Origin of the sequence: uncultured Azonexus sp., from assembly GCF_937982035.1 — a bacterium.
Classification (GTDB): Bacteria; Pseudomonadota; Gammaproteobacteria; order Burkholderiales; family Rhodocyclaceae; genus Azonexus.
In genome coordinates, this window is sequence record NZ_CALJNI010000022.1 from 1 (window position 1) to 12151 (window position 12151).

The 12151-nt window shown below is 59.3% G+C and carries 26 protein-coding genes and 1 pseudogene; all 27 read left to right on the forward strand.

Annotation, left to right across the window (positions count from 1 at the left end; genetic code table 11):
* Nucleotides 1-181 (forward strand): annotated as a pseudogene (tuf, locus tag Q0799_RS14275) (elongation factor Tu); the annotation flags it as partial.
* A 64-nt stretch (nucleotides 182-245) separates the two neighbouring features.
* On the forward strand, nucleotides 246-557 hold the full coding sequence (gene rpsJ, locus Q0799_RS14280; protein ID WP_028994183.1) for a 30S ribosomal protein S10: 312 nt from the start codon (nucleotides 246-248) through the stop codon (nucleotides 555-557).
* Between the two features lie 110 nt (nucleotides 558-667).
* On the forward strand, nucleotides 668-1306 hold the full coding sequence (gene rplC, locus Q0799_RS14285) for a 50S ribosomal protein L3 (protein ID WP_298399541.1): 639 nt from the start codon (nucleotides 668-670) through the stop codon (nucleotides 1304-1306).
* Between the two features lie 9 nt (nucleotides 1307-1315).
* The gene (gene rplD, locus Q0799_RS14290; protein WP_298399543.1) at nucleotides 1316-1939 is read left to right on the forward strand and encodes a 50S ribosomal protein L4; all 624 of its coding nucleotides are present in this window, start codon (nucleotides 1316-1318) and stop codon (nucleotides 1937-1939) included.
* Nucleotides 1936-2238, forward strand: a complete 303-nt coding sequence (rplW, locus tag Q0799_RS14295) for a 50S ribosomal protein L23 (protein WP_028994186.1) — start codon at nucleotides 1936-1938, stop codon at nucleotides 2236-2238. The genes rplD and rplW overlap by 4 nt, the downstream gene beginning before the upstream one ends.
* Nucleotides 2238-3065, forward strand: a complete 828-nt coding sequence (gene rplB / locus Q0799_RS14300) for a 50S ribosomal protein L2 (protein ID WP_298399545.1) — start codon at nucleotides 2238-2240, stop codon at nucleotides 3063-3065. The genes rplW and rplB overlap by 1 nt, the downstream gene beginning before the upstream one ends.
* Before the next feature lie 10 nt (nucleotides 3066-3075).
* Nucleotides 3076-3351, forward strand: a complete 276-nt coding sequence (gene rpsS, locus Q0799_RS14305) for a 30S ribosomal protein S19 (protein WP_028994188.1) — start codon at nucleotides 3076-3078, stop codon at nucleotides 3349-3351.
* 9 nt (nucleotides 3352-3360) lie between these two features.
* The gene (gene rplV, locus Q0799_RS14310) at nucleotides 3361-3690 is read left to right on the forward strand and encodes a 50S ribosomal protein L22 (RefSeq protein ID WP_028994189.1); all 330 of its coding nucleotides are present in this window, start codon (nucleotides 3361-3363) and stop codon (nucleotides 3688-3690) included.
* 9 nt (nucleotides 3691-3699) lie between these two features.
* Nucleotides 3700-4485, forward strand: a complete 786-nt coding sequence (gene rpsC, locus Q0799_RS14315) for a 30S ribosomal protein S3 (protein ID WP_298399548.1) — start codon at nucleotides 3700-3702, stop codon at nucleotides 4483-4485.
* A gap of 2 nt (nucleotides 4486-4487) precedes the next feature.
* Nucleotides 4488-4901 carry a 50S ribosomal protein L16 gene (gene rplP / locus Q0799_RS14320; RefSeq protein WP_028994191.1) on the forward strand — a complete coding sequence of 138 codons (414 nt, stop codon included), beginning with the start codon at nucleotides 4488-4490 and terminating at the stop codon, nucleotides 4899-4901.
* Between the two features lie 2 nt (nucleotides 4902-4903).
* Nucleotides 4904-5098 (forward strand): 50S ribosomal protein L29, encoded by a 195-nt coding sequence (gene rpmC / locus Q0799_RS14325; RefSeq protein ID WP_028994192.1) that lies wholly within the window; start codon nucleotides 4904-4906, stop codon nucleotides 5096-5098.
* The gene (rpsQ, locus tag Q0799_RS14330) at nucleotides 5095-5361 is read left to right on the forward strand and encodes a 30S ribosomal protein S17 (protein ID WP_028994193.1); all 267 of its coding nucleotides are present in this window, start codon (nucleotides 5095-5097) and stop codon (nucleotides 5359-5361) included. Before rpmC ends, rpsQ begins: the two co-directional genes overlap by 4 nt.
* A gap of 150 nt (nucleotides 5362-5511) precedes the next feature.
* Complete coding sequence (gene rplN, locus Q0799_RS14335) at nucleotides 5512-5880, forward strand: 50S ribosomal protein L14 (RefSeq protein WP_028994194.1); 369 nt, start codon at nucleotides 5512-5514, stop codon at nucleotides 5878-5880.
* Nucleotides 5881-5890: 10 nt separating this feature from the next.
* Nucleotides 5891-6208: a 50S ribosomal protein L24 gene (rplX, locus tag Q0799_RS14340; RefSeq protein WP_298399555.1), complete on the forward strand. Its 318-nt coding sequence runs from the start codon at nucleotides 5891-5893 to the stop codon at nucleotides 6206-6208.
* A 9-nt stretch (nucleotides 6209-6217) separates the two neighbouring features.
* A complete protein-coding gene (gene rplE, locus Q0799_RS14345) occupies nucleotides 6218-6757 on the forward strand; it encodes a 50S ribosomal protein L5 (protein WP_298399558.1) in 540 nt (179 codons plus the stop codon).
* 7 nt (nucleotides 6758-6764) lie between these two features.
* The gene (gene rpsN, locus Q0799_RS14350) at nucleotides 6765-7070 is read left to right on the forward strand and encodes a 30S ribosomal protein S14 (RefSeq protein ID WP_298399560.1); all 306 of its coding nucleotides are present in this window, start codon (nucleotides 6765-6767) and stop codon (nucleotides 7068-7070) included.
* A 14-nt stretch (nucleotides 7071-7084) separates the two neighbouring features.
* Entirely contained in the window at nucleotides 7085-7483 is a 399-nt protein-coding gene (rpsH, locus tag Q0799_RS14355; protein ID WP_281983464.1) for a 30S ribosomal protein S8, read from the forward strand.
* A gap of 12 nt (nucleotides 7484-7495) precedes the next feature.
* Nucleotides 7496-8026, forward strand: coding sequence for a 50S ribosomal protein L6 (gene rplF / locus Q0799_RS14360; RefSeq protein WP_298399564.1), 531 nt, complete (start codon nucleotides 7496-7498; stop codon nucleotides 8024-8026).
* A 9-nt stretch (nucleotides 8027-8035) separates the two neighbouring features.
* On the forward strand, nucleotides 8036-8392 hold the full coding sequence (gene rplR, locus Q0799_RS14365; RefSeq protein ID WP_028994200.1) for a 50S ribosomal protein L18: 357 nt from the start codon (nucleotides 8036-8038) through the stop codon (nucleotides 8390-8392).
* Between the two features lie 26 nt (nucleotides 8393-8418).
* On the forward strand, nucleotides 8419-8946 hold the full coding sequence (rpsE, locus tag Q0799_RS14370; RefSeq protein WP_028994201.1) for a 30S ribosomal protein S5: 528 nt from the start codon (nucleotides 8419-8421) through the stop codon (nucleotides 8944-8946).
* A 3-nt stretch (nucleotides 8947-8949) separates the two neighbouring features.
* Nucleotides 8950-9132: a 50S ribosomal protein L30 gene (rpmD, locus tag Q0799_RS14375; protein ID WP_028994202.1), complete on the forward strand. Its 183-nt coding sequence runs from the start codon at nucleotides 8950-8952 to the stop codon at nucleotides 9130-9132.
* Nucleotides 9133-9135: 3 nt separating this feature from the next.
* Complete coding sequence (gene rplO / locus Q0799_RS14380) at nucleotides 9136-9570, forward strand: 50S ribosomal protein L15 (protein WP_028994203.1); 435 nt, start codon at nucleotides 9136-9138, stop codon at nucleotides 9568-9570.
* A 20-nt stretch (nucleotides 9571-9590) separates the two neighbouring features.
* Nucleotides 9591-10913 carry a preprotein translocase subunit SecY gene (gene secY / locus Q0799_RS14385; RefSeq protein ID WP_298399568.1) on the forward strand — a complete coding sequence of 441 codons (1323 nt, stop codon included), beginning with the start codon at nucleotides 9591-9593 and terminating at the stop codon, nucleotides 10911-10913.
* 5 nt (nucleotides 10914-10918) lie between these two features.
* Entirely contained in the window at nucleotides 10919-11137 is a 219-nt protein-coding gene (gene infA, locus Q0799_RS14390; protein ID WP_028994205.1) for a translation initiation factor IF-1, read from the forward strand.
* 74 nt (nucleotides 11138-11211) lie between these two features.
* On the forward strand, nucleotides 11212-11325 hold the full coding sequence (gene rpmJ / locus Q0799_RS14395; protein WP_121458103.1) for a 50S ribosomal protein L36: 114 nt from the start codon (nucleotides 11212-11214) through the stop codon (nucleotides 11323-11325).
* Between the two features lie 50 nt (nucleotides 11326-11375).
* Nucleotides 11376-11738, forward strand: a complete 363-nt coding sequence (gene rpsM / locus Q0799_RS14400) for a 30S ribosomal protein S13 (protein WP_028994207.1) — start codon at nucleotides 11376-11378, stop codon at nucleotides 11736-11738.
* A gap of 12 nt (nucleotides 11739-11750) precedes the next feature.
* Nucleotides 11751-12140 (forward strand): 30S ribosomal protein S11, encoded by a 390-nt coding sequence (gene rpsK / locus Q0799_RS14405; protein ID WP_298399572.1) that lies wholly within the window; start codon nucleotides 11751-11753, stop codon nucleotides 12138-12140.
* Nucleotides 12141-12151 lie beyond the last annotated feature (11 nt).

Below are 12151 nucleotides of genomic sequence, written 5' to 3' on the forward strand. Positions count from 1 at the left end.
GACCGACGTGACCGGCGCGATCTCGCTGCCGGAAGGCGTTGAGATGGTCATGCCGGGTGACAACATCCAGATGACGGTCAAGCTGATTGCCCCGATCGCCATGGAAGAAGGTCTGCGCTTCGCCATCCGCGAAGGCGGTCGCACCGTTGGCGCCGGCGTCGTCGCCAAGATCATCGAGTAATCGCTCTTTTGAAAACCCGGGGTGGCAGGCCCGTCACCCCATCGTTCTTTTGGAAGCCAAGAAAATGCAAAGCCAGAAAATCCGTATCCGCCTGAAGGCCTTCGACTATCGCCTGATCGATCAATCCGCCCAGGAAATCGTCGAGACCGCCAAGCGCACCGGCGCCGTCGTTCGTGGTCCCGTGCCGCTGCCGACCCGCAAGCAGCGTTTCGACATCCTGCGTTCGCCGCACGTCAACAAGGCTTCCCGTGATCAGCTCGAAATCCGCACGCACCTGCGTCTGATGGATATCGTCGATCCGACCGACAAGACCGTTGATGCGCTGATGAAGCTGGACCTTCCGGCTGGCGTCGACGTCGAAATCAAGTTGCAGTAATAGTAGTTCCGCGGTTATAATCCGCGGTTTTCGGGGGTGGCCGGCAACGGCTGCCCATTTGTTGTTTTACATCGACCGGCCAATCGCAGCCGGCGATGAGGAGAATAACCATGAGTCTAGGCCTTGTTGGTCGCAAGGTTGGCATGACTCGCATTTTTGCTGAGGATGGCGCGTCCATCCCGGTGACTGTGCTTGACGTGTCCAATAACCGCGTGACCCAAGTCAAAACGCCGGAGAACGACGGCTATGCAGCCGTTCAGGTCTCTTTCGGCCAGCGCCGTGCCTCGCGCGTTTCCAAGCCCCTGGCTGGCCATCTGGCCAAGGCAGGCGTGGAAGCCGGGCATGTGCTCAAGGAATTCCGTATCGATGCCGAGCAGCTCGCCTCTTTCAAGGCGGGTGACCAGGTTGCCGTTACCATCTTCGCCGAAGGGCAGAAGGTGGACGTCACCGGTACCTCGATCGGTAAGGGTTTCCAGGGTGGCATCAAGCGCCACAACTTCAGTTCCAACCGTGCCTCCCACGGTAACTCGGTGTCGCACAACGCGCCGGGTTCGATCGGTATGGCGCAGGATCCGGGTCGTGTTTTCCCGGGTAAGCGCATGGCGGGTCACCTGGGTGATGTGCAGTCCACGATGCAGGGTCTGACGATCGTTCGCGTTGATGCCGAACGTCAGCTGATTCTGGTCAAGGGTGCTGTTCCGGGTGCCAAGGGTTCCGACGTCGTCGTGCGTCCGGCAGTCAAGGCTTAAGGGGGCGACATGGAACTGAAGGTTATCAACGAACAAGGTCAGGAAGCAGCGAAGCTGCAAGCTTCCGACGTGCTGTTCGGTCGCGAATTCAACGAAGCGCTGGTGCACCAGATCGTCGTGGCCTACCAGGCCAACGCACGTTCGGGCGACAGCAAGCAGAAGGATCGCTCCGAAGTCCGTCACACCACCACCAAGCCGTGGCGCCAGAAGGGTACCGGTCGTGCCCGTTCCGGTTCCAATGGTTCGCCGCTGTGGCGCGGAGGCGGTCGGATTTTCCCGAACTCCCCGGACCAAAATTACTCCCAGAAGGTTAACAAGAAGATGTTCCGCGCCGGTATGGCTGCGATCCTCTCCGAGTTGGCCCGTCAGGATCGCCTGGTCGTGATTGACGATCTCGCGGTCGACGCACCGAAGACCAAGCTGTTCTCGGCCAAGCTGAAGAACATGGGTCTGGACGGCAACCTGCTGGTCATCACCGACGAACTGAACGAGAACCTGTATCTGTCGTCGCGCAACCTGCCCAACGTTCTGGTGCTCGAAGCCCATGAAGCCGATCCGGTTTCGCTGGTCCGCTTCGCCAAGGTGCTGGTCACCAAGAACGCCGTGGCCAAGTTCGAGGAGATGTGGGGATGAACCAGGAACGTCTGATGCAGGTGCTGCTGGCACCGCAAATCTCCGAAAAGGCAACCTACGTTGCCGAGAAGAACGAGCAGGTGATCTTCCGCGTTGCCACCGATGCAACCAAGCCGGAGATCAAGGCTGCAGTCGAGCTTCTGTTCAAGGTTGAAGTTGAGTCTGTCCAGGTCGCCAACGTCAAGGGCAAGGTCAAGCGCTTCAAGGGCGCGACCGGTCGCCGCAAGGGTTGGAAGAAGGCCTATGTCTGCCTCAAGGCCGGCCAGGAAATCAACTTCGTTGAAGGGGGTAACGCCTGATGGCTCTCGTTAAAGTCAAGCCGACTTCCCCCGGCCGTCGTGCCGTGGTTCAGGTCGTCAATGCCAATCTGCACAAGGGCAAGCCGTTTGCCGGTCTGGTCGAAAGCCAGTCGAAGAACGCCGGCCGCAACAACAATGGTCGCATCACCGTGCGTCACCAGGGTGGCGGTCACAAGCAGGCTTACCGTGTCATCGATTTCAAGCGCACCAAGGACGGCATCCCGGCCAAGGTCGAGCGTCTGGAATACGATCCGAACCGTACCGCCAACATCGCCCTGGTTTGCTACGCCGACGGCGAGCGCCGTTACATCATCGCCAACAAGGGCATGGTGGTCGGTCAGCAGATCATGAGCGGCTCCGAAGCCCCGATCAAGTCCGGGAATGCCCTGCCGATCCGGAACATTCCGGTCGGTACGACCATCTGCTGCGTCGAGATGCTGCCGGGCAAGGGTGCGCAAATCGCCCGTTCGGCTGGTACCTCGGTCCAGTTGCTGGCCCGTGAAGGCACCTACGCCCAGATCCGCCTCCGCTCCGGTGAAGTGCGCCGCGTTCACGTCGAATGCCGTGCCACCATCGGTGAAGTCGGCAACGAAGAAAACAACCTGCGCAAGATCGGCAAGGCCGGTGCTCAGCGTTGGCGTGGTATTCGTCCGACCGTCCGTGGTACCGCGATGAACCCGATCGATCACCCGCACGGTGGTGGTGAAGGCAAGACCGGTGAAGGCCGCGTGCCGGTTAACCCGTGGGGTCAACCGACCAAGGGTTACCGTACCCGCAGCAACAAGCGCACGAACAGCATGATCGTTCAGCGCCGTCATAAGCGTTAAGGGGTAGGAAATGGGACGTTCTCTCAAAAAGGGCCCGTTTGTTGATGCGCACCTGATCGACAAGGTCGAAGCAGTCCGCGCCACCAACGACAAGCGCCCGATCAAGACCTGGTCGCGTCGTTCGACGATCCTCCCCGAGTTCATCGGCCTGACGATTGCGGTCCACAATGGCAAGCAGCATATCCCGGTGTTCGTCACCGAGAATATGGTCGGTCACAAGCTCGGCGAGTTCTCGCTGACCCGGACGTTCAAGGGTCACACCGCCGGCAAGAAGGCCAAGAAGTAAGGAGCTGACATGGAAACTCGTGCAAGTTTGCGGGGCGTACGCCTCTCCGCGCAAAAGGGCCGCCTGGTTGCGGATCTGGTGCGTGGCAAGCCGGTTGGTCAGGCTCTCAACATCCTGGCTTTCAGCCCGACCAAGGGCGCCGGTATCATCAAGAAGGTTCTGGAGTCGGCCATCGCCAACGCCGAACATAACGATGGTGCCGATATCGACGAACTGACGGTGAAGACCATCTACGTCGAAAAAGGCATGGTGCTCAAGCGCTTCACCGCGCGCGCCAAGGGTCGTGGCAATCGGATCAGCAAGCCGACCTGCCACATCTATCTGACCGTTGGTAACTAAGGAAGAGCCATGGGACAGAAAATTCATCCGACTGGCTTCCGTCTGGCCGTCACCAAGAACTGGAGTTCGCGTTGGTTCGCCAACAGCAAGGACTTCCCCGGTATGCTGCAGGAAGACGTCAAGGTTCGTGAGTACCTGAAGCGTAAGCTGGCGCATGCCTCCGTGGGTCGCGTCACCATCGAGCGTCCGGCGAAGAACGCCCGCGTCACCGTTTACTCCGCCCGTCCGGGCGTGGTCATCGGCAAGAAGGGCGAGGACATCGAAACCCTGCGTACGGATCTTCAGCGCATCATGGGCGTTCCCGTCCATGTGTCGATCGAAGAAATCCGCAAGCCGGAAATCGATGCCCAGCTGATCGCCGACTCGATCGCCCAGCAGCTCGAAAAGCGCATCATGTTCCGTCGCGCCATGAAGCGTGCGATGCAGAACGCCATGCGCCTCGGTGCCCAGGGCATCAAGGTGATGAGCGCCGGTCGTCTGAACGGTGCCGAAATCGCCCGTAGCGAGTGGTATCGCGAAGGTCGTGTGCCCCTGCACACCCTGCGCGCCGACATCGACTACGCAACCTCGGAAGCGCTGACCACGTACGGCATCATCGGTATCAAGGTCTGGGTTTACAAGGGCGACATGCTCGATCGTAACGAGCAGCCGGTGGCTGAAGAGCCGACTGCTGAAGAGCGTCGTCCGCGTCGTGCACCGGGCAAGCCTGAGGGCGACAAGCCCCGCACCCGTACGGTCAAGAAGGCCGACGGTGCTGGCGAGCCGGCCAAGCGCGTCAGAAAGGCAGGTGCTTAATCATGTTGCAACCTAATCGTCGCAAGTTCCGCAAGGAGCACAAGGGACGCAATGAAGGTCTGGCCACCCGCGGCACCAAGGTGTCGTTCGGTGAGTGGGGCCTCAAGGCGACCGGTCGTGGTCGTCTGACCGCGCGACAAATCGAAGCCGCTCGTCGTGCGATGACCCGCCATATCAAGCGGGGCGGTCGCATCTGGATCCGTATCTTCCCGGACAAGCCGATTTCCAAGAAGCCGGCGGAAGTTCGTATGGGTAACGGTAAGGGTAACCCGGAGTACTGGGTTGCCGAAATCCAGCCGGGCAAGGTCCTGTACGAAATGGACGGTGTCAATGAAGCGCTGGCCCGCGAGGCGTTTGCCCTTGCCGCTGCCAAGCTGCCGATCGCCACCACCTTCGTGACTCGTCATCTGGGGTAATCATGAAAGCTAGTGAACTGAGAACCAAGAGCGTGGACGAGCTCAAGACGGAATTGCTGGAACTGCTGAAGGCACAATTCGGTCTGCGCATGCAGATCGCCACGCAGCAGCTGTCCAACACCAGCCAAATGTCCAAGGTTCGTCGCGACATCGCTCGCGTGCGTACCCTCATCCGTGAAAAGGCGGTGCAGCAATGAGCGAAACCACCAGCATCAAGCGTACGCTGATCGGCCGTGTCGTCAGCGACAAGATGGAAAAGACGGTTACCGTCCTGGTCGAACGGAAGGTCAAGCACCCGATGTACGGCAAGGTCATCGTCCGTTCCAAGAAGTATGCGGCGCACGACGAAGGCAGCATTGCCAAGGCGGGCGACCTGGTCGAAATCGTCGAAACCCGTCCGGTTTCGAAGACCAAGGCCTGGGCCGTAACCAGCGTTCTGGAAAAAGCCATCATCGTTTGATGTAATTTTTTTCAGGTACTTGCGCATTCAGTAAAGAAGCCGGTATAATCCGGCTTCTTTTTTGCGAGCACGCCTTCGTGCCGTAAATTTGTTCGACCCGTACGGGTTCCAAGACTGACCGCGCAGCGGATTAAGTTGGAGTTTATTTAAATGATTCAGATGCAGACGACGCTGGACGTCGCCGATAACACCGGCGCCCGTTCAGTTATGTGTATCAAGGTGCTTGGCGGCTCCAAGCGCCGTTACGCCGGTATTGGCGACATCATCAAGGTCAGCATCAAGGATGCTGCCCCGCGTGGTCGGGTCAAGAAGGGTGACGTTTACAATGCCGTGGTGGTTCGTACCGCCAAGGGTGTTCGTCGTCCCGATGGCTCGCTGGTGCGCTTTGATGGCAATGCCGCGGTTCTTCTCAACAACAAGCTCGAGCCGATCGGCACGCGCATCTTTGGCCCGGTGACCCGCGAACTGCGTACCGAGCGTTTCATGAAGATCGTGTCCCTGGCGCCTGAAGTGCTGTAAGGAGAGGGCAATGGAAAAGATTCGCAAGGGCGACGAAGTCGTCGTCATCACCGGCAAGGACAAGGGTAAGCGCGGCACCGTGCTGGCTCGTGTCGATGCCGACCACGTGCTGGTCGAGGGTGTCAATCGCGCCAAGAAGCACGTCAAGCCGAACCCGATCAAGGGTGTTCAGGGTGGCATCGTCGACAAGGACATGCCGATCCATATCTCCAATGTTGCGCTGTTCAATCCGGCGACCAAGAAGGCCGACCGCGTTGGCATCAAGGCGCTTGAAGATGGTCGCAAGGTTCGCGTGTTCAAGTCGAACGGCGAACTGGTGAACGCATAAGGGGTAGTCATGGCGCGTTTGCAACAGTTTTACAAGGAAACCGTCGTCGGTGAGCTGACCAAGCAGTTTGGTTACAAGTCCGTGATGGAAGTGCCGCGTATCACCAAGATCACCCTGAACATGGGTGTGGGTGAGGCGGTTGCCGACAAGAAGGTTCTCGAGAACGCCGTCGGCGACATGCAGAAGATTGCTGGTCAGAAGCCGGTTACCACCAAGGCTCGTACCTCGATCGCCGGTTTCAAGATTCGTGACGGCTACCCGATCGGCTGCATGGTTACCCTGCGCGGTCCGCGCATGTACGAATTCTTCGACCGCCTGGTCACCATCGCGCTGCCGCGCGTTCGTGACTTCCGTGGTGTTGCCGGCAAGGGTTTCGACGGCCAGGGCAACTACAACATGGGTGTCAAAGAGCAGATCATTTTCCCGGAAATCGAATACGACAAGATCGATGCGCTCCGTGGTATGAACATCAGCATCACGACGACCGCGAAGACCGATGCAGAGGCCAAGGCCCTGCTCGCCGCGTTCAAGTTCCCGTTCAAGAATTGAGGCAATCATGGCAAAACTTGCTCTGATCAACCGTGAAGAGAAGCGCCGCAAGATGGTGGCGCAGTATGCGAAGAAGCGTGCTGCCCTTGAGGCGATCATCAACAACGTGAGCCTGTCTGACGAGGAGCGTTATGAAGCTCGTCTGAAGCTGCAGGCCCTGCCCCGCAACGCCAGCCCGTCCCGTCTGCGCAATCGCTGCCAGCTGACCGGTCGTCCGCGTGGCGTGTTCCGTAAATTCGGTCTGTGCCGTCACAAGGTCCGCGAACTTGCCTTCAATGGCGAGATCCCGGGCGTTGTCAAGGCCAGCTGGTAATAGGAGATACAGAAATGGCTATGAGCGATCCGATCGCGGACATGCTGACCCGCATCCGCAACGCCCAGCTCGCCGAAAAGGCGTCTGTGTCCATGCCGTCGTCCAAGCTCAAGGTGGCTATCGCTGCCGTGCTCAAGGACGAAGGTTACGTCGAAGAATTTGCCGTTCGTCAGTCCGACGATGGCAAGGCCAACCTTGAAATTGCGCTGAAGTACTACGCCGGTCGTCCGGTCATCGAGCGCATCGAGCGTGTGTCCAAGCCTGGTCTGCGCATCTACAAGGGCGCCGAGGACATTCCGCGCGTCATGAACGGTCTGGGTGTGGCTATCGTTTCCACCCCCAAGGGTGTGATGACCGACCGCAAGGCGCGCGCTTCCCGTGTCGGGGGCGAAGTCCTCTGCATCGTGGCATAAGGAGCGAAGCAAATGTCTCGTGTAGGTAAGAATCCAATTGTTCTTCCGGCCGGTGTGGAAATCACCGTCGGTGAGCAGATCGTCGTCAAGGGCCCGCTGGGTACCTTGAAGACGGCAGCGAATCCCGCTGTCCAGGTGAGCCAGGAAGGTCAAAGCGTCGTCGTTGCCAAGGTGGCCGGCGCCGAGAACGGCTCCGCCATGTGGGGCACCATGCGTGCCAACATCAACAACATGGTGACCGGGGTTTCCAAGGGCTTCGAACGCAAGCTGCAACTCGTCGGCGTGGGCTATCGTGCCCAGGCCCAGGGTGATGTGCTGAACCTGTCGCTGGGTTTCTCGCATCCGGTTGCACACAAGATGCCCGCTGGTGTGAAGGTTGAGTGTCCGACGCAGACCGAAATCCTGATCAAGGGTTCGGACAAGCAGCAGGTCGGTCAGGTTGCCGCCGAAATTCGCGCATATCGCAAGCCGGAGCCCTACAAGGGCAAGGGCGTTCGCTATGCCGACGAAGTGGTGGTTATCAAGGAAACCAAGAAGAAGTAAGGGTGGCATATGTTTAACAAGAAAGAAGCACGTCTGCGTCGCGCCCGCAAAACCCGGGCCAAGATCGCCGAGCTCAAGGCTGTACGTTTGTGTATCAATCGTACGAACTGCCACATTTACGCCCAGGTCATCTCGCCGTGCGGCGGCAAGGTCCTGGCTTCGGCTTCCACGCTGGACAAGAACGTTCGCGGCGATGTCGCGAATGGTGGCAACAAGGCCGCCGCTGCCGTTGTCGGCAAGCTGATCGCCGAGCGCGCCAAGGCCGCCGGTGTTGAGCAAGTGGCTTTCGATCGCTCCGGCCTCCAGTACCACGGTCGTGTTCAGGCGTTGGCTGAAGCCGCGCGTGAAGCCGGCCTGAAGTTCTGATCGCTGCGAAAGGAATAGGTTACAAAATGGCTAAACCTGAAAGAAACAAGAAGCCGCAGCAAGCTGAAGAGCGTGATGACGGCATGCGCGAGAAGATGGTTGCGGTCAACCGCGTCACCAAGGTGGTGAAGGGCGGTCGCATCCTCGGTTTCGCAGCACTTACGGTCGTCGGCGACGGCGACGGCGGCATCGGCATGGGCAAGGGCAAGTCCCGCGAAGTCCCGGTCGCCGCACAGAAGGCAATGGAAGAGGCGCGTCGCAAGATGGCCAAGGTCAGCCTGAAGAACGGTACCGTCCATCACACCGTGATGGGTCGCCATGGTGCCACCACCGTGATGATCCAGCCGGCACCGGAAGGTACGGGCATCATCGCCGGCGGTGCTATGCGCGCCGTCTTCGAAGTCGTCGGCGTCACCAACGTCGTCGCCAAGGCTCACGGCTCCACCAATCCCTACAACATCGTGCGTGCCACCATCGACGGTCTGATGAAGGTGAATACGCCGGCCGAGATTGCTGCCAAGCGCGGCAAGTCGGTTGAACAGATCCTGGGGTAAGTCATGTCCGACAAGAAAATCAAAGTGACGCTCGTCAAGAGCATCATCGGCACCAAGCAGGACCATCGCGCCACCGTGCGCGGTCTGGGCCTGCGCAAGCTGAACAGCTCTGCCGAGCTGCTGGATACGCCGGCTGTGCGCGGCATGATCCAGAAGGTTCAGTATCTCGTCAAGGTTGAGGGCTAAACCATGCGTCTGAATACCATCAAGCCGGCTGAAGGCTCCAAGAAGGCCGCCAAGCGCGTCGGTCGCGGCATCGGTTCGGGCCTCGGCAAGACCTGTGGCCGTGGTCACAAGGGTCAGAAGTCCCGTTCCGGCGGTTTCCACAAGGTCGGTTTCGAGGGCGGTCAAATGCCCCTGCAACGCCGTCTGCCGAAGCGCGGTTTCAACTCGCTGACGCGTGCCCGCAATTACGAAGTTCGCCTCGGTGAACTGCAAGCCCTGCCGGTCGAGGAAATCGATCTGCTGGTTCTGCAGGTTGCCGGTGTCGTTCCGAATGACGCCCTGTCCGCCAAGGTGATCCTGTCGGGTGAGATCACCCGCAAGGTCGTCCTCAAGGGCATTGGCGCCACCAAGGGCGCCAAGGCAGCGATCGAAGCCGCTGGCGGCTCGGTCGGCGAGTAAGACACGGAAAGGGCAGAACGTTGGCAGCAAATCCGAATACCGTAGGCAAGGGCGGAAAGTTTGGCGACCTCAAGCGTCGTCTCTGGTTCCTGCTTGGTGCACTGGTGGTGTATCGCATCGGCGCGCATATTCCGGTTCCCGGTATCGACCCCAACGTTCTGGCCGATCTGTTCAATTCCCAACAGGGCGGCATCCTGGGCATGTTCAACATGTTCTCGGGTGGTGCCCTGTCGCGTTTCACCATCTTCGCGCTGGGGATCATGCCGTACATTTCGGCATCGATCATCATGCAGTTGATGAGTGTCGCCAGCCCGCAGCTCGAAGCCCTCAAAAAAGAGGGTGAGGCCGGTCGGCGCAAGATTACCCAATACACCCGCTACGGCACCGTCGTCCTGGCCCTGTTCCAGGGTATCGGCATTGCCGTTGCGCTCGAAGCCCAGCCCGGTCTGGTCAACGATCCCGGTTTCATGTTCCGTCTGACCACGGTGTCGACGCTGCTGACCGGCACGATGTTCCTGATGTGGCTCGGCGAGCAGATTACCGAACGTGGCATCGGCAATGGCATCTCGATGATCATCTTCGCGGGTATTGCCGCCGGCCTGCCCAGCGCCATCGGTGGCCTGCTCGAGCTGGTCCGCACCGGTGCCATGCATCCGCTGACCGCCATCGTGATCTGTATCCTGGTCGTCGTGGTCACCGCCTTCGTCGTCTTCGTCGAACGGGGGCAGCGCAAGATCCTGGTCAATTACGCCAAGCGTCAGGTGGGCAACAAGATTTACGGCGGTCAGAGCTCGCACCTGCCGCTCAAGCTGAACATGTCGGGCGTCATCCCGCCGATTTTCGCTTCGTCGATCATCCTGTTCCCGGCAACGCTGGCCGGCTGGTTCGGCTCGGGTGAGTCGATGACCTGGCTGAAGGACATGGCGGCCGTGCTGTCGCCCGGTCAGCCGATCTACGTCATGCTGTACGCGGCAGCGATCATTTTCTTCTGCTTCTTCTACACGGCCCTGGTGTTCAATTCCAAGGAAACCGCCGACAACCTGAAGAAGAGCGGCGCCTTCGTGCCGGGCATCCGCCCGGGCGAACAGACCGCGCGCTACATCGACAAGATCCTGATGCGCCTGACGCTGATCGGTGCTGCCTACATCACGCTGGTGTGTCTGCTGCCGGAGTTCCTGATTCTCAAGTGGAACGTGCCGTTCTACTTCGGCGGTACCTCGCTGCTGATCATTGTTGTCGTTACCATGGATTTCATGTCCCAGGTTCAGGCCTACGTCATGTCCCAGCAATATGAAAGTCTCTTGAAGAAGGCAAACTTCAAGGGATCACCGATGATCAAGTAAGCGCGATGGCAAAAGAAGACTATATCGAGATGCAGGGCGAGGTCATCGAAAACCTCCCCAATGCAACTTTCAAGGTCAAGTTGGAAAACGGGCACGTTGTGCTTGGCTTCATCTCCGGAAAAATGCGCATGCACTACATTCGCATCCTTCCCGGCGACAAGGTCACGGTGCAATTGACCCCGTACGATTTAAGCAAGGCCCGGATCGTTTTCCGGGCAAAGTAAAAGTTCTCTACGCAATAAACCGCAGGGCAAGGAATCACGGCTGCTTCCAAGCTCTCGCAGACGAGGAGTGAAACATGAAAGTGCAACCTTCAGTGAAGCGCGTTTGCCGCAATTGCAAGGTGATCCGTCGCAAGGGTGTCGTGCGCATCATTTGCAAGGATCCGCGTCACAAACAGCGCCAGGGTTAATTCCTGACGAAGTCGGCATTCGTTAATTTTAGAAATATTGGAGTGAATCGATGGCCCGTATTGCAGGGGTAAACATTCCGAACCATCAGCATGCCTGCATCGCCCTGACGGCGATCTACGGCATCGGCCGTACCCGCGCACAGCAAATCTGTGACGCGGCCGGTGTTGGTCGTACCACCAAAATGAAGGACATTTCCGATACGGATATGGACCGTCTGCGTGATGAAGTGGCGAAGTTCACCGTTGAAGGTGATCTGCGTCGCGAAGTCACGATGAACATCAAGCGCCTGATGGACCTCGGTTGCTACCGTGGTCTGCGTCACCGCAAGGGCCTGCCCTGCCGCGGTCAGCGCACCAAGACCAACGCCCGTACCCGCAAGGGTCCGCGCAAGGCCATCGCTGGCAAGAAGTAATAGGGATAGAACATGGCTAAGACTGCTACCAAAGTTCGCAAGAAGGTCAAGAAGAACGTCGCCGAGGGCATCGCCCACATTCACGCGTCGTTCAACAACACCATCATCACCATTACCGATCGCCAGGGCAACGCGCTGTCGTGGGCAACTTCCGGCGGTGCCGGCTTCCGCGGTTCGCGCAAGTCCACCCCGTTCGCTGCTCAGGTCGCCGCCGAAGCTGCCGGCAAGGCAGCCCAGGAATGTGGCGTCAAGAATCTGGAAGTGCGCATCAAGGGCCCCGGCCCCGGCCGCGAATCTTCTGTCCGTGCGCTGAACGCCCTGGGCATGAAGATCACCGCGATTTCCGACGTCACGCCGATCCCGCATAACGGCTGCCGTCCGCCCAAGAAGCGCCGCATCTAAGGAGAAAGACA